This window comes from Halegenticoccus tardaugens, assembly GCF_004116405.1.
Lineage (GTDB): Archaea > Halobacteriota > Halobacteria > Halobacteriales > Haloferacaceae > Halegenticoccus > Halegenticoccus tardaugens.
The window spans coordinates 352,725-366,365 of sequence record NZ_SDIC01000001.1 but is presented as its reverse complement, the minus strand read 5'-3'; the positions used below and the strand labels follow the sequence as shown (position 1 = coordinate 366,365).

Below are 13,641 nucleotides of genomic sequence, written 5' to 3'. Positions count from 1 at the left end.
AACCGACAGAGCGTAGTGACTCGCCTCCTTAGCCGGGGTAATGAGCGGGCTGAAGGCCGACGTCGATTGGCGGGCGGAACTCGACGAGGTGGACGCGGCGCTCGTCGACGGGTACCAGAGCGGTTTTCCGGTGATCGAGCGCCCGTTCCGAGCGGTCGGCGCGGAGCTCGGCGTCCCCGAGGAGGAAGCGCTGGCGCGCGTCACGCGGCTCCGCGAGCGGGGCATCTTCCGGCGGTTCGGCGCGGTGCTCAACCCGCCGGTCATCGGGAGTTCGACCCTCGCGGCGGTCCGCGCGCCCGAGGATCGGTTCGAGGAGATCGCGACGGTGATAAACGGTTACCGGCAGGTGAACCACAACTACCGGCGCGACCACGAGTGGAACGTGTGGTTCGTCGTCACCGCCGGATCGCGGGAGACGCGCGATCGGATCCTCGCGGAGATCGAGGATCGGACCGGCTGCGAGGTGTTGAACCTCCCGATGCTGACGGACTACTACATCGACTTGGAGTTTCCGGTCGTGAACGCGGACCGGTTCGCAAGGGAGGGGAGTGAGGCGCTTTGCGCCTCGGGGACGTCGAGCGGCGATGAGCCGCGAGACAGTGAGACGCGGAGCGTCTCAGAAACGTCGAGTGACGAGCCGAAGGTGAGCGCCACCCGGATCAGCGAGGAGGCGACCGGCGACCTCTCGCCGCTGGAGGCGGACCTGCTCATCGCCATTCAGGACGGGTTCCCGCTGTCGGCGACGCCGTACCGCGACGTCGCGGAGGCCGTCGACGCCGACGTGGCTGACGTGCTCGCGGCCGTTCGACGGCTGCTCGACGACGGCTGCATAAAGCGGGTCGGCTGCGTCGTCAACCACGTCGTGACGGGCTTTCGGAACAACTGCATGGTCGTCTGGGACGTGCCCGACGACGAACTCGACGAGCGCGGCGGCGCGGTCGGGGCGCTGCCGTACGTGACGCTCTGTTATCACCGGCCGCGCCGCCCCGAGCAGGGCTGGCCGTACAACCTCTTCACCATGGTCCACGGCCGGGAGGCGGCGGCCGTCGACGCGAAGATCGACGAACTCGCGGCGGAGTATCTCCCCGTCCCGCACGAGCGGCTCTACTCGACCGAGACGCTGAAGCAGACGGGCGCGCGATACGAGGAACTTATCACCGGCCGCGGCGACGACGATTGAGCGATCGCCGCCGATCTGATCTTCGCTTGCTCCATCGTTTCTCCGCTGGCGTGCGCTGTCGGCCCGTCGGGGCCGACGGCTGCGCGCGAGGGATGAGTACCGCAGTGAGCGAGCGGCGCGAAGCGAACGAGGAACGCAATCGGCTGGGGAGGGCGTGGTATTTCGGTGTCGCCCGGGAGTCGCCAGTCTGCCGATCGAGGAAACGTCGCCAGTCCGCCGATCGAAGAGTCGACTGACCGCGCGAACGTCGCGAACCGCCACGAACGGACGGCGGCGCGAAGCTCACGTTTTTCAAGATCGGTGTGGGAGTCACGCTATGTCGACCGATCCGAATCGCGTGCTCGTCGCGGGGGCGACCGGACGCACGGGCCGCGAAATACTCACGCAGCTCCGGAGCACCGACCTGACGGTGCGCGCGACCACGCGAGACGCGTCCAACCGAACCGCACTCGAACGCCGGGGCGTCGACGAGGTCGTCGCGGGCGACCTCCTCGATCCGGCGGACGCGGTCCGGGCGGTCGACGACTGCGACGCGATCCTCTGCGCCGTCGGCACCGGTCTCAGTCCGAAGCACACCCTCGGCGGCGAACTCGTCGGCAGGACCGGGACGAAGAACCTCCTCGCGGCCGCCGTCGCCGCCGGCGTTTCGCGGTTCGTCTACGAGAGCGCGATCGGCGTCGGCAGCTCCCGAACCCGGCTGCCGCTTCCCGCGCGGCTCGTCATCCGGGGATCGCTCCGGGCAAAGGAGAGCGCAGAGGCCGCGATCCGCAACTCCGGACTCACGTACACGATCCTCCGGCCCGGCCGGCTGACGAGCGGGCCCGCGACGGGGGACGTTCTCGTCGGCGAGGGCGGCGACAGCGTCTACGGATCGATCCCGCGCGCGGACGTCGCGCGGCTCATGGTCGCGTCGCTGTTCACGCCCGACGCGGAGAACCGGACGTTCGAAATCGTGAGCCGCCGGGGCGTCCGCGGAGAGGTCCGGGGCCTCGTCGACGTCGACTGGCCGGTGCCGCGGACGGAACCGGGTGGTCCGTGACCGACAGACGAAAGTCCCCTCCCTCCCGAAACTCCGGTGATGAGCGACGACGGCGTCAGGAAGCCGAGCGACTTCGGGGGGGACGACGGACCGCCGGTCGAGGAGAAGCCGTACAAGATCATCTTCGAGGCGAACAAGTGCTTCGGGGCGGGCCGGTGCGCCGAAGTGGCCGACAACTGGGAGATGGACCTCGCGTCCGGCCTCGCGCGGGCGAGGTCCTACTACCTGGACGAGGAGGAACTGGAGGAGAACGTCCGCGCGGCGGAGGTGTGCCCCGCGAAGAAGGGGGCGGGCGTCATCCACGTCATCGATCGACGGACGGACGAGGAGATCGCGCCGGACCCCCGCGGCGACGGAACGCTGAGCGTCGACTGGTAGGCGACGCGGCGGTGTTCCCCCGTTGACGTATCGAAAGCCACTTGCGGGGGACGCGTGAACGCTTCGACGAGCGAGGGTGGCTGAGCTAGGCCAAAAGCGGCGGGCTTAAGACCCGCTCCCGTAGGGGTCCATGGGTTCGAATCCCATCCCTCGCACTTCTCTCGTCGCGAGCGTCAGCGAGCGGCGTGTAAGTCGCCCGATGGGATTCGAAGTAAGCAAGACGCAGCCCGCGCAGCGTCGGAGGTGCGAGCAGGACCGTCTTGAGGTGGTTCGAATCCCATCCCTCGCATCGCGTATCCGAACGTCAGTGAGGGTCGCGTATCGTTCCGGAGGGATTCGAAGGAGAGGAGTCGCAGCCCGGGAAGCGAACGAACGTGAGCGACCCGGACCGTCTCCGCGTGGTTCGAATCCCATCCCTCGCACTTCTCTCGCCGCGAGCGTCGACGAGTGGCGCGTGTGTCGCCCGATTGGCGGGCGATAGGAGGCGACCGCGTCGAACCGGTCGAGCGCGTCCCCTTCGTCGCCGTCGGTCAGACGGCTTCCACGAAGAGGTCGACCGTCTCGCCCGGCGTTTCGACGGCGACGACCGCGCCGGTGACGTTGTCGTCGGAGTCTGTCGCGTAGTCGACCGTCCGTATCCCGCCGCCTCGTCGGGCGAAAGTGAGTTTCGGCGGCCGACGGTGCGGCTTGTCGAACTGCACCTCCACCTTCCCGTCCTCGTCCTCGTCGCGCACCCCCCGGTGGGCGTCGAACGCGGGGACGTGGCTCCGGACGACGGAGGAGGGGGCGGCGATCTCCCACGAGTTGTCCGCTTCCGCCCGGTTGCTCTCGTAGACGTTTTCGCCCGCGTCGGCCGCCTCGCGTATCGCCGTCGCGGACGGCGTCCGGGCGATCGTGTTCTCCCGGACGCCCGTTTTCGAACTCTCGATTCTGATCGCCGCGACGTCGCCCCGGTCGGCGGTCGCGAACTCGCTTATGTAGTTCCCGTCGAGCTCGTGGTACGTCTCCCCGGGGCTCAAGACGGCGATTCCGGCGAGGGCGACGCCCCGGACGTGGTTGTTCGTGACGGTGATAGCGTCGGTCTCGTCAAGCAGTATCCCGTTGGTTCCGGCCCGGGCGACGGTGTTGTCGATGATCGTTCCCTCGGCGGCGTCTTTGACGCGGATCCCCGTTTCGTCCGGGTCCAGGATCGTGTTGTTGGCGATCTTGAGGTCGGTGAGCGGACTCTGGACGTTGATGCCGTGACGGCTGTAGCCCGACAGTTCGTTTCCGCTGATCGTGATGCTCGATCCGTCCGCCGGGTCGACGGCGATCCCGGCGAACTTCGTCGTCTCGTTCGTCCAGAGGCCGTCGGTGGACTGGGTGCTGATGTTCCCCCTGATGGAGACGTTGTGAACGCCGGTGGAGCCCCGGACGTGGCAGAACGACTTGTGGAAGCCGAAGCCGACGTTGTCGGTGATGATGCTGTGTGATCCCTCCGCTTCTTCGCCTTTCGGCCCGCTCGCGATGCCGGCGAGGCTCCCCTCGCGGCAGTTCCCGAGGACGTTCCCGGAGATGATGACCGTGTTCGCGACGTCGTTTTTCCCGTCCGGAGCCCACAGGTCGCAGGCGATCGCGCGGTCGATGCCGTCGGTCACGACGTTCTCCGTGACGATGACGTTCTTCCCGCCGAGTTGGATGCCCCGATCCCCGAAGTGGTGGACGCGGTTGTTGACGATCCGGACGTTCTCGCTGTTCCGTTCGACGCTGATCCCGCTTCCGCCGCTGCCGTGTTCGTGATACGGGTGGGTCCACGCGACGGTGTTGCCCGAGACGACGACGTCGGTCGCGTCGCGGACGATGATCCCGTGGAGCTTCTTCGCGCTGTCGCGCTGATTCTTCGGGTTGCCGTGATACCCCACGCCGCGGACGGTGACGTTCCGGCAGTGGCCGTTGTGTCCGATCCGGATCCCGCCGACGTTCGCCCCGTCCGCGGGCGCGATCGCGCCGTCGAGTCCGGGCCCGACGACCGTCGCACCGTCGACGTCGACGTCGAGCCACCGCGTCGTCCGGTAGGGCGCGTTTCGGCCGTCGATCCAGATCGTTTCGCCGCGTGAGAGGTCGTCGAACGCGGCTTCGAGTTCGGCCGTCGTCGTCGCGACGTGGTCCGCGACCCCACGTATCTCTCGGCCGTCGAGGGCGGAAAACGAGAGCCCGCATCGCTTCCACCCGTCGGCCGACGGAACGAACGGGGCGAGCGTGTCCTCCGGAAGCGACGCCAGATAGAGATCCCACCGCGCGGGATCGACCGGCGGTCTCCCGTCTCCGTTCACGCCCCCGCCGGTCGCGACGAGTTGTCTCCCCGGTTCGAACCGATCGGGGTCGCGATCGCGGGCGGACTCGCCGCGCCCGAGGAAGGCCGCGAGGGCGGCGAACGTGGCCAGTGCCTGTCGACGTGACGCCGTCATCGGTGATCGACGGAGATCTCGAATATTCGGTTCAGATCCACGACTGGTAGGCGTTACGAACCGCGGGACGGACTAAAAGGTACTCGCCGAACCGGGCGGACGGACGCGAATCGGACGGCGAAACGTGAATCGGACGACGCGAGTCGATCCGACGACGTGAGTCGATCCGACCGCGTCGCAACGAGCCGTTTCCGGTCACTCCGCGATGACTTCGAGTTGTTCGTGGTACCGGTGTCGGATCGTCACCACCGTCACGTTGGCGGCGTCGGCGACCTCCTGCTGCGTGCGCTTCGAGTTGTACAGGAGGCCGGCGAGGTAGACCGACGCGGCCGCGACGCCCGCGGGCGCTTTCCCGCTGTGTCGACCCTCGTCCATCACCCGCGTGAGGATCGAGTGCGCTCGACGCTCGACGGCGTCGTCCAGTTCGAGTTCCGAGCAGTATCGGGGGAGGAACTCGCGCGGATCGGTCGGCGGGAGACCGAGGCCGAGTTCGTTCGAAACGTTGCGATAGGCGCGCCCGATCTCCGTCCGCTCGACGCGCGAGACGTTCGACACCTCGCCGAGGCTGTGGGGGATTCCCTCCTGTCGGATGGCGGCGTACAGCGCGCCCGTCGCGACGGCCTCGATCGAACGACCGCGGATCAGGTCCCGCTTGAGCGCCCGGCGGTAGATGACGGAGGCGACCTCGCGCACGGAGTCGGGGACGCCGAGGGCGCTGGCCATGCGGTCGATCTCCGAAAGCGCGAACTGGAGGTTGCGCTCGCCGGAGTTCTGGGTTCGGATGCGCTCTTGCCACGTCCGCAGCCGATGCATCTGTCGACGCTTCTCCGCCGACAGGCTGTTCCCGTTCGCGTCTCTGTTCTGCCACCCGATTTCGGTGGTCAGACCCCGGTCGTGCATCCGTTCCGTCAGCGGAGCCCCGGTCCGGGATCGTTCCTCGTGCTCGCGGAAGTCGAACGCGCGCCACTCCGGTCCGTAGTCGATCGTCCGCTCCTCTATGATCTCTCCCGTCTCGGGATCGATCAGCTCTCCGTCTTTCGTCCGAACGAGCGAGTTCCGGTACTCCTGGTCGATCTTCTCCCGGTCGTCGGTCCCACGAGGGGTGGACCGCTTCGTCTTCTGTTCTTGATACTGAGTGAACGAACGGCTCATTGGTATCGTCTCCTGCGAATCTCACGGCTCGCCGTCGGGTTCGCACGCCCGACGCCGACGCTTCGGCTCCAGCCGCATCTCCTCTCCGGCGTCCTGGTCGATTACCGCCGACGCCTCGGGTCACATCGGCCCCGTGCGGCCCGGGACGCGATCACGACATCGTCGGATAGTCGCGGTCGGCCCTCCGAAACGTCCCGGCGGCGAGACGCGCTGTGCTCGTCGCGTGCGCTTCGGATCCACGGTCCGCGTCGTTCCCCGTGGAATCCCTGCCGCGGTACCGGCGAGGCTGTCCATACCTTCGACGTACGCTAGTATCGCCCGTGTGCCTGTCATTACCTGCTATTTATATATTTGGGGCGGCGATCGAGCCGGCGCGAGAGCGAACTCTTGCGGAGGGGCCATATCGACGCGAGTCGTCCGTACGCGTATGGCGACGATTGTCAGCGGGACGGTCCCGGCGAACGAGTTCGCGCTGTACGAAACGTTGGCGGGAAACCCGGACCTGGAGTTCGAGGTGGAGCGCATCGTAGAGAGCGGCGACGAGGCCGTCATGCCGTTCGTCTGGGTCCGCGGCGGCGACGGCGAGTCGGTCGAGAGCGTCCTTTCGGACGATCCCAGCGTCGAGAACCTGTCTCTTCTCGCCGAGTTCGACGACGAACAGCTCTATCGGATGGAGTGGATCTCCCGGGTCGACCTCGTCCTCCAGATGCTCACGAACTCGGAGGCGACGATCACCGACGCGCACGGCTCGGGTCAACGCTGGACGATCCGGATCCTGTACCCGACGCGGGAGTCCGTCTCGAGGACCCGCGACTTCTGCGAAGCGAACGACCTCACCTTCGACGTCACCGTGATTCGCGAACTCGAAGGGGAACCGGCCGGTCGGTACGGACTCACCGAAGAACAGTACGAGGCGCTCAAGACGGCGTACGAAGGGGGGTACTTCCACGTACCGCGGGAGAGCACCTTGAGCGACGTCGCCGCGGAGTTAAACGTGTCACAACAGGCGCTCTCGGAGCGAATGCGCCGCGCTCACGAGGCCTTGATCGAGGATACGGTGTTGATCGGATCGTCGAACGATGACTGAGAGCCGGACTCCGGGGGGCACTATTGATATTGGGAGAAAATTTATTCGAATTTACGGATAGTACACGGGTACCAATAAGTCTTTCAATGGGGACCCCGATAGCGTTCGTGAGGCGAATTCGAACGCGTGCGATACCGGAGGATTCGCGCTCAGGGCACACAATGATCCGGGCACACGAAATCGAGCGGAGAGAGCTCTCCGTCGCATCTGCGGACGCGACGGACGAGGGCGAGTTCGAGGGCGACGGCGTTCTCGAAGACGATCGCGAGCGACTCATCGTGGAGGCGCTCAGGGCGCACGACGGCGAGATGCACGTCTCCGAACTCGCGTCGGAGATCGCGAAACGGGAGGCGACCGACGGCCGACGGGCGAGATCCCGGGCGGTCCCGACCCACGTCCACCGCTGGGCCGCCTGTTTCGTGAGCTGCTTCGGCGTCTTGAGCGTCGTCGGCGGATACCACGGCGTCTCGTTTTTCTCGCTCCTTTCGACCGCCGGCTGGGCGAGCCTCACGTTCGGCCTCCTCGTGCTCCTTCAGTGCGTCTCGCTCGTCGAAGCGAGACGCTCCAAGCGCGACGACTACGAGGCGACGAGCGTCCAGTGAGGCGAGACTCGACGACGCGACGAGAATCGTTCCCGATCGATCAGAATCAGTTCGCGGACGCGCCGCCCGCCGACGGTTCTTCGGCGGGTTCGTCCTCACCGGTGTCTTTCACGATCGACGCGAGCTTCCGTTTTATCGCCACGTATCCAGCCACGGCGCCGACGCCGGCGATCACCGCGCCGGGTACCCCGAATCGCTTGTAGCCGAACTTGGTCGCCTTCTTGCCGACGGTTAGCGGTCCGAACATGGTCTACGAACGCGTTCGTCCTCCCACGGGAACAACGTTGGGGCTGTTAGTACCGACAGAGGGGACAGTTACCCCGACCGGACAGAAGATACACAAGGCAGCCCGTAATTAGATGTAATTACGATGGCGACGAGCATCATCCCCCCGGCCGCGCCCACGCGGTTCGACCTCATCTTGCTCCTCGTGGGCGCGATCCTGTTCGCCGGCGGCGCTGTCGGACTGCTGTCCGCGATTCCGCTGTACGTCGCCGGCGGGGTGAGTTCGCTCGCCGCCGGCGCGGCGCTGTTCGAAGGACTCGTTCGGAACCCGCCGCGGGAGTGACGGATCGGGTACGGCGAAAAACCGACGAACGGGTGGCTCTCCGTGTATTGTTCTCGAAATGGGTAGGAAGCGGCCCCGCGGAAAGAGATGATCCGCGCGAGCCGCTTGCCGCCCTGAATTGGTCCCCGCTGACGCTTCGGCCCTCCAAAGCGAAGCGTCACTTACACCCACCCGCCAGGGCTACTTAAACGTGCCGCACAAGGCAGGGCGGAGGGGATACCGACGTCGAACCGCCGGGTCCGTGTGGCCAGGACGCGGCGCGTCGACGTGCGAGCGTCGGCCGCCGCGGCGCACCGCCCGACGGCGGGGCGTCGAGCGTCGGCGTCCCTCTCGACGACCGTTCACTCGTCGTACGATCGGACGGCCCGGGCGAACTGCGGGTGGAGGACCGGGTTGTCGTTTTCGTCGCGATGTAGCAGCGTCCCGCCGTGGACCTGCTCTTCGAGCGTGTCGACCCGCTTTTTCACCGTCCGATCGGTGTATCCCGTCTCGTCGGCGAGTTCGTCGACGGTCAGGGGGGCGTCGGCGTCCGCGAGCGCGACGAGGATGTCCCACTCGGACTGCCGCAACCGTTCGTTCAGGAGTTCGACGAGCCGTTCGACCGGGTTGTCGGCCTCAGTCTGCGCCATTGATTGAGAATCCGATGGCTCCCGTATATGAGTTCCGTGTCGCGACGCAACGCGCTTTTGCCCGATCGCCTCCTCAGTCGCGAACATGGGTGAACTTCCCGATCGCGTCCGACGCGCGTTCCGCGATCACGACGCCTTCGAACGGGTCGACGAAACCGCCTTCGAATCGACGAACACGCCGTTCGAAGGGCTCGTCGAGGTCGAACCCGCGGCGAGCGGACGCGTCGAGTTCCGCGTCACGGTCCGCGTGCCGATGCTCGGCGAGGTGACGAAAGAGCGCGTGGCGGACGTGGTCGAGGAGGGGTGGTACGAGACGTTCGCGCTCCGCGTCGAGGACGTCGCCGGCGTCACGCGGAAGGAGCACGACTTCGATCCGACGGTGTCCGAAAACGGCCGGCGGGTCGAAGTCGAGTTTGCCTTCGAAGACATCGACGAGCGTCGCGGCGTCGACGACGCCGCCGCGCTCGTGGACTACGTCGAGGGGACGTTCGTGCAGGGGATCATTCCGGGGTACGACTACGGCGAGCCCGTCGCGACGATCCTCTCGCGGGCGCAACAGTCCGGCGGAAGCGATCCGGTTCCCTGACCGGTCGGACCGAAAACCGATGCGGGCGGGAGGACGGAAAGACGGAAAGACGAGAGGGTGACGGGACGGGAGTCAGTCCATCGAGATGTACGTCTGGGTGCCCTCGATGCCGTCGATGGCCTGTATTCGCGTCGCGACGACGTCCTTCACCGCGCCCGGCGCGTCCACGTCGACCTTGACGATGAAGTCGACGTCGCCGGCGACGATGTGGGTGTCGACGACGCCTTCGATGTCGACCATCTCGGCCTTGAGCCGGTCGGCCTCCCCCGTGTTCGCCTTCACCATGACGTAGGCGGTCACCATCTCAGTCACCCCCCGGCACCGACGCGGTCGCGGTCTCGTCGCCGACGAGCAACTGCCGCACGTCGTCGAGCACGGAGAAGTCGGCGAGCACCGCGATCCTGTCGCCGGCCTCCAGCGAGTCGTCGGGCAGCGGGATGCCCATCGGCTCGTCCCGCTTGCCGAACGCGAGGATCCGCGCCTGCGCCGGCAGCGCGACTTCGCTGATCGAGTAGCCGCGCATGGGCGACCCCTCGCCGATCGTGAACAGCACCACCTGCAGGTGCTGTGCGATGTCCGCGATCGCGCGGATCGAACCGCCGAGGAGGGCGTTTTTCGCGCCGATGGCTCCGAGGCGCTCCGGGTAGACGATCTCGTCCACCTCGTCCGCGTACTTCTGGTAGATCTCCTCGCGGTAGTCCTCGTCGATCCGGATGACCGTCCGGCAGCCGTGGTGCTTTGCGATCATGCAGGCGGCGAAGTTCGCGTTGAGGTCGCTCGTGAGCGCGCCGAGCGCGTCGGCGGCGTCGACGCCCGCGTCTTCGAGCACCTCCTCGCGCGACCCGTCCCCCTCGACGACGTCGAAGCCGTCGACCCGCGCCCGTTCGGCGCGGTCGCGATCCCGCTCGACGAGCGTCACCCCGTGGCCTTCCTCCCGCAGGACGCGCGCCGTTCGGAGGCCGACCCGTCCCGCGCCGATGATAACGAATCGCATGGCGCACCGTACGAGCGATGAGGTCAATAACCTTGCCCCGCCGGCGGCCGAGCCGAACGCCGAGACGGAGGAAGGCTTTTGCCGTGAAAGGGAGTACCACACCGTATGGTTCACGCGTTTATCATGATCAAGACGGCGGCGGGGGAGTCCGAGCGGCTCGTCGACGCCATCCGCGGGTTGGAGTCCGTCGCCGAAGCGCACATCGTCGCGGGGGCGTACGACATCATCGCCGAGGTCGACACCGAGGAGGTGTACGAGATCCTGAAAACGTCGTCGACCCGCGTGCAGGGGCTGCAGGGCGTGACCGACACCAAGACGTACATCTCGCTGGACGATTGAACCGGGCGGCGGTCCCGCTCGCCGTCCACCCGGCGCGCGGAACGCCGCGACCGAGTCGACGCGGGTCCGTCGTCACCCCGGGGAGCTGGGGACCGGGAGGCGGTAAGCGTCGGTTAACAGTGGGTATTGGGCACATACTGAATACGAGCCCACATATTCGTTCGCCTGAATGAGTTCAGAAACGAAAGAGTGTGTTCGATCGAAGAGGGAAGCCGAGATCGCGTGGCAGCTCTACCTCGACCGCGGGGTGATCCTGCCCGGGCACGCGGACGTGATCGCCGATCGCCGCCTGCGGATCGCCCCGCGCGGGGAGGACGAGACGACGTCCCGAAGGGAGCGTCCGTCGGCGCCGGCCGAGAGCGACCGGACCGCGCGTCGTTTCCGATAGCCGCGGTACCAAGTGGCGCGGACGCGATCGTTCGACCACGATGACCGCTTCCGATCCAACGGGGACCGTCGCCGACCTGCTCTGTGCGCTCACGCGCGAGGAGAAACTCGGGCTCGTTCGCGGGACGTCGGATCCCGAGGGGGCCGCGACGGGCTACGTCGCCGGCGTCGAGCGCCTCGGCGTTCCGCCCTTCAGGCTCGTGGACGGACCGCTGGGCGTTCGGGCCGGAGGGCGGGAGGCGACGGCGTTCCCGGCCTCGCTCGCGCTCGCGGCGGCGTTCGATCCGGATCTCGCCCGCGAAGCGGGCGCGGCGCTCGGTCGGGAGGCGAAAGCGCGCGGGCAGGACGCCGTTCTCGCGCCCGGCGCGAACGTCGTCCGCGTCCCCGCCTGCGGGCGGAACTTCGAGTACTACTCCGAGGATCCCGCGCTCGCCGGCCGTCTCGCGGCGGCCGTCATCGAGGGATTGCAGTCGGAGGACGTCGTCGCGACGGTGAAACACTACGTCGCGAACAATCAGGAGACGGACCGGTGCCGGGTGAGCGCCGAGGTCGACGAGCGGACCCTCCGCGAGCTGTATCTCCGTCCGTTCCGGGCGGCCGTCGAGGCGGGCGCGGGGTCGGTGATGGCCGCGTACAACCGCGTCAACGGGACGTACGTGACCGAGCACCGCCACCTCCTGCGGGACGTGCTCAAGGGCGAGTGGGGGTTCGATGGGTACGTGGTCTCGGACTGGTTCGCGACCGAGAGCACCGTCGACGCGGCGAACGCCGGCCTCGATCTCGAGATGCCGGGCGTCCCGGCCGCGGGGGAGGACGACGCGGCCGGCGGTGCGTCGTCGGAGTTCGACCCGGAGGCCGGGGGCGACTTCGCGGGGGGGATCCCCGACATCACCCGCGGCGGGCTGTTCGGCGCGCCGCTCGGCGAGGCGATCGACGCCGGCGAGGTGCCCGAGGACCGGCTCGACGACATGGTCGCGCGGATCCTCGGGCAGATGGAGCGCGTCGGTCGTCTCGACGGCGACCGCGACGGGGGAGCGATCGACACGCCGGAACACCGCGCCCTCGCGGAGGGGATCGCCGCCCGCGGGACCGTCCTCCTCGAAAACGACGGCGTCCTGCCGCTGTCCGACGCGGCGAGCGTCGCCGCGATCGGACCGAACGTCCGCGACGCGACGCTCGGGGGCGGCGGCTCCTCGGAGACGACGCCGTTCGACGCGACGAGCCCGGCCGAGGGGATCCGAGCGCGAGCGGACGGAGCGGTGACCGTCGCGCGCGGCGTGCCCCCGATCGAGGAGCGGTCCCTGTTCGACGCGCTCCCCTTCGGTGACGAGGGGGGAGGTGACGAGGCGGGGAGCGACGGCGAGGCGGACGGGTGGGACGACGAGGCGGCCGGCGACCCCCACCCGGACCTCGACGAGGCGGTCGCGGCCGCCCGCGGGGCCGACGTCGCGGTCGTCTTCGTCCGCGACACGGCGACGGAGGGGATGGACCGGGATGATCTCCGCTTGCCGGGCGAGCAGAACGACCTCGTCCGCGCGGTCGCGGCGGCCAACGACCGGACGGCGGTGGTGGTGAACTCGAGCGGCCCGGTCGAACTGCCGTGGCGCGACGACGTCGCCGCGATCCTCGAAGCGTGGTACCCGGGGCAGGCGGACGGCCGCGCGATCGCCTCGATCCTGTACGGCGACCGCGACCCGTCGGGACGCCTTCCGATTACGTTCGCGGCGGAGGACGACTACCCCGCGACCGAGCCGGCGCGGTACCCGGGCGTCGACGGTCGCGCCCGGTACGAGGAGGGGCTCCTCGTCGGCTACCGCCACTTCGACGTCGCGGCGGTCGAGCCGGTTTATCCGTTCGGACACGGGCTCAGCTACGCCGATTTCGCGTACGGGGACGGCGTCGTCGTCGACGGGAGCGCGGTCGGGGTCGACGTGGAAAACGTCGGCGATCGGCCGGGACGCGAGGTCGTGCAGGCGTACGTCCGCCCGCCGTCGGTCGACGGCGTCGAGCGCCCGGTGCGCGAACTCGCCGGCTTCGCCGCGATCTCGCTCGCGCCCGGAGAGCGGCGACGCGTCGCGCTCGACCTCGACGAGCGGGCGTTCGGCCGGTACGACCCGGACGCGGGCTGGACGATCGATTCGGGATCGTACGACGTCGAGATCGGCCGATCGATCGAGGACGTTCGAACGGAAGTGACGATAGAGCGATAGCGGACGCAGAGCAGTCGTCGGGGTATCGAACGCGGCTCGGCGG

Annotated in this window: 16 protein-coding genes and 1 tRNA gene; 11 read left to right on the top strand and 6 right to left on the bottom strand. The window is 68.0% G+C overall.

The features are described 5' to 3' along the window. The first annotated feature begins 40 nt into the window (after positions 1–40). From ahbB to C3L37_RS01890, 4 genes are all read left to right on the top strand, one after another. Complete coding sequence (ahbB, locus tag C3L37_RS01905; protein ID WP_129112922.1) at positions 41–1,180, top strand: siroheme decarboxylase subunit beta; 1,140 nt, start codon at positions 41–43, stop codon at positions 1,178–1,180. A gap of 316 nt (positions 1,181–1,496) precedes the next feature. Continuing rightward, on the top strand, positions 1,497–2,219 hold the full coding sequence (locus C3L37_RS01900) for an NAD(P)-binding oxidoreductase (protein ID WP_129112921.1): 723 nt from the start codon (positions 1,497–1,499) through the stop codon (positions 2,217–2,219). A gap of 39 nt (positions 2,220–2,258) precedes the next feature. Beyond that, on the top strand, positions 2,259–2,597 hold the full coding sequence (locus tag C3L37_RS01895; RefSeq protein WP_129112920.1) for a ferredoxin: 339 nt from the start codon (positions 2,259–2,261) through the stop codon (positions 2,595–2,597). A 70-nt stretch (positions 2,598–2,667) separates the two neighbouring features. After that, positions 2,668–2,752: transfer RNA gene (locus C3L37_RS01890), tRNA-Leu, on the top strand. 375 nt (positions 2,753–3,127) lie between these two features. On the opposite strand, the gene C3L37_RS01885 is transcribed toward C3L37_RS01890, so the two are convergent. Continuing rightward, on the bottom strand, positions 3,128–5,044 hold the full coding sequence (locus C3L37_RS01885; protein ID WP_129112919.1) for a right-handed parallel beta-helix repeat-containing protein: 1,917 nt from the start codon (positions 5,042–5,044) through the stop codon (positions 3,128–3,130). 195 nt (positions 5,045–5,239) lie between these two features. After that, complete coding sequence (locus tag C3L37_RS01880; protein WP_129112918.1) at positions 5,240–6,196, bottom strand: transcription initiation factor IIB; 957 nt, start codon at positions 6,194–6,196, stop codon at positions 5,240–5,242. A 427-nt stretch (positions 6,197–6,623) separates the two neighbouring features. On the opposite strand from C3L37_RS01880, the gene C3L37_RS01875 reads away from it, so the two are divergent. Continuing rightward, complete coding sequence (locus C3L37_RS01875) at positions 6,624–7,283, top strand: helix-turn-helix domain-containing protein (protein WP_129112917.1); 660 nt, start codon at positions 6,624–6,626, stop codon at positions 7,281–7,283. A 161-nt stretch (positions 7,284–7,444) separates the two neighbouring features. Next, the gene (locus tag C3L37_RS01870) at positions 7,445–7,885 is read left to right on the top strand and encodes a hypothetical protein (RefSeq protein WP_129112916.1); all 441 of its coding nucleotides are present in this window, start codon (positions 7,445–7,447) and stop codon (positions 7,883–7,885) included. A 46-nt stretch (positions 7,886–7,931) separates the two neighbouring features. On the opposite strand, the gene C3L37_RS01865 is transcribed toward C3L37_RS01870, so the two are convergent. Next, positions 7,932–8,132 carry a hypothetical protein gene (locus tag C3L37_RS01865; protein WP_129112915.1) on the bottom strand — a complete coding sequence of 67 codons (201 nt, stop codon included), beginning with the start codon at positions 8,130–8,132 and terminating at the stop codon, positions 7,932–7,934. Positions 8,133–8,255: 123 nt separating this feature from the next. On the opposite strand from C3L37_RS01865, the gene C3L37_RS01860 reads away from it, so the two are divergent. Next, positions 8,256–8,453 (top strand): hypothetical protein, encoded by a 198-nt coding sequence (locus tag C3L37_RS01860; RefSeq protein ID WP_129112914.1) that lies wholly within the window; start codon positions 8,256–8,258, stop codon positions 8,451–8,453. Between the two features lie 341 nt (positions 8,454–8,794). Here C3L37_RS01860 and C3L37_RS01855 read toward each other — a convergent pair whose 3' ends face one another. Continuing rightward, positions 8,795–9,082 (bottom strand): winged helix-turn-helix transcriptional regulator, encoded by a 288-nt coding sequence (locus C3L37_RS01855; protein ID WP_129112913.1) that lies wholly within the window; start codon positions 9,080–9,082, stop codon positions 8,795–8,797. Between the two features lie 85 nt (positions 9,083–9,167). On the opposite strand from C3L37_RS01855, the gene C3L37_RS01850 reads away from it, so the two are divergent. Further along, entirely contained in the window at positions 9,168–9,668 is a 501-nt protein-coding gene (locus C3L37_RS01850; protein WP_129112912.1) for a DUF5813 family protein, read from the top strand. Between the two features lie 72 nt (positions 9,669–9,740). On the opposite strand, the gene C3L37_RS01845 is transcribed toward C3L37_RS01850, so the two are convergent. Together C3L37_RS01845 and C3L37_RS01840 are read right to left on the bottom strand one after the other, a co-directional pair. Next, positions 9,741–9,971: an Lrp/AsnC family transcriptional regulator gene (locus C3L37_RS01845; RefSeq protein ID WP_129112911.1), complete on the bottom strand. Its 231-nt coding sequence runs from the start codon at positions 9,969–9,971 to the stop codon at positions 9,741–9,743. Between the two features lies 1 nt (position 9,972). Beyond that, positions 9,973–10,662 carry a potassium channel family protein gene (locus tag C3L37_RS01840; protein WP_129112910.1) on the bottom strand — a complete coding sequence of 230 codons (690 nt, stop codon included), beginning with the start codon at positions 10,660–10,662 and terminating at the stop codon, positions 9,973–9,975. A gap of 105 nt (positions 10,663–10,767) precedes the next feature. Here C3L37_RS01840 and C3L37_RS01835 point away from each other — a divergent pair, with 105 nt between their 5' ends. From C3L37_RS01835 to C3L37_RS01825, 3 genes are all read left to right on the top strand, one after another. Continuing rightward, positions 10,768–11,001, top strand: a complete 234-nt coding sequence (locus C3L37_RS01835) for an Lrp/AsnC ligand binding domain-containing protein (RefSeq protein WP_129112909.1) — start codon at positions 10,768–10,770, stop codon at positions 10,999–11,001. A gap of 169 nt (positions 11,002–11,170) precedes the next feature. After that, the gene (locus tag C3L37_RS01830) at positions 11,171–11,389 is read left to right on the top strand and encodes a hypothetical protein (protein ID WP_129112908.1); all 219 of its coding nucleotides are present in this window, start codon (positions 11,171–11,173) and stop codon (positions 11,387–11,389) included. 40 nt (positions 11,390–11,429) lie between these two features. Beyond that, the gene (locus C3L37_RS01825; RefSeq protein ID WP_129112907.1) at positions 11,430–13,598 is read left to right on the top strand and encodes a beta-glucosidase; all 2,169 of its coding nucleotides are present in this window, start codon (positions 11,430–11,432) and stop codon (positions 13,596–13,598) included. Positions 13,599–13,641 lie beyond the last annotated feature (43 nt).

Bases quoted from the DNA above. Each gene is read 5' to 3' on its own strand.
- ahbB (WP_129112922.1), top strand. From the start codon at position 41: ATGAGCGGGCTGAAGGCCGACGTCGATTGGCGGGCGGAACTCGACGAG.
- C3L37_RS01900 (WP_129112921.1), top strand. From the start codon at position 1,497: ATGTCGACCGATCCGAATCGCGTGCTCGTCGCGGGGGCGACCGGACGC.
- C3L37_RS01895 (WP_129112920.1), top strand. From the start codon at position 2,259: ATGAGCGACGACGGCGTCAGGAAGCCGAGCGACTTCGGGGGGGACGAC.
- C3L37_RS01885 (WP_129112919.1), bottom strand. From the start codon at position 5,044: ATGACGGCGTCACGTCGACAGGCACTGGCCACGTTCGCCGCCCTCGCG.
- C3L37_RS01880 (WP_129112918.1), bottom strand. From the start codon at position 6,196: ATGAGCCGTTCGTTCACTCAGTATCAAGAACAGAAGACGAAGCGGTCC.
- C3L37_RS01875 (WP_129112917.1), top strand. From the start codon at position 6,624: ATGGCGACGATTGTCAGCGGGACGGTCCCGGCGAACGAGTTCGCGCTG.
- C3L37_RS01870 (WP_129112916.1), top strand. From the start codon at position 7,445: ATGATCCGGGCACACGAAATCGAGCGGAGAGAGCTCTCCGTCGCATCT.
- C3L37_RS01865 (WP_129112915.1), bottom strand. From the start codon at position 8,132: ATGTTCGGACCGCTAACCGTCGGCAAGAAGGCGACCAAGTTCGGCTAC.
- C3L37_RS01860 (WP_129112914.1), top strand. From the start codon at position 8,256: ATGGCGACGAGCATCATCCCCCCGGCCGCGCCCACGCGGTTCGACCTC.
- C3L37_RS01855 (WP_129112913.1), bottom strand. From the start codon at position 9,082: ATGGCGCAGACTGAGGCCGACAACCCGGTCGAACGGCTCGTCGAACTC.
- C3L37_RS01850 (WP_129112912.1), top strand. From the start codon at position 9,168: ATGGGTGAACTTCCCGATCGCGTCCGACGCGCGTTCCGCGATCACGAC.
- C3L37_RS01845 (WP_129112911.1), bottom strand. From the start codon at position 9,971: ATGGTGACCGCCTACGTCATGGTGAAGGCGAACACGGGGGAGGCCGAC.
- C3L37_RS01840 (WP_129112910.1), bottom strand. From the start codon at position 10,662: ATGCGATTCGTTATCATCGGCGCGGGACGGGTCGGCCTCCGAACGGCG.
- C3L37_RS01835 (WP_129112909.1), top strand. From the start codon at position 10,768: ATGGTTCACGCGTTTATCATGATCAAGACGGCGGCGGGGGAGTCCGAG.
- C3L37_RS01830 (WP_129112908.1), top strand. From the start codon at position 11,171: ATGAGTTCAGAAACGAAAGAGTGTGTTCGATCGAAGAGGGAAGCCGAG.
- C3L37_RS01825 (WP_129112907.1), top strand. From the start codon at position 11,430: ATGACCGCTTCCGATCCAACGGGGACCGTCGCCGACCTGCTCTGTGCG.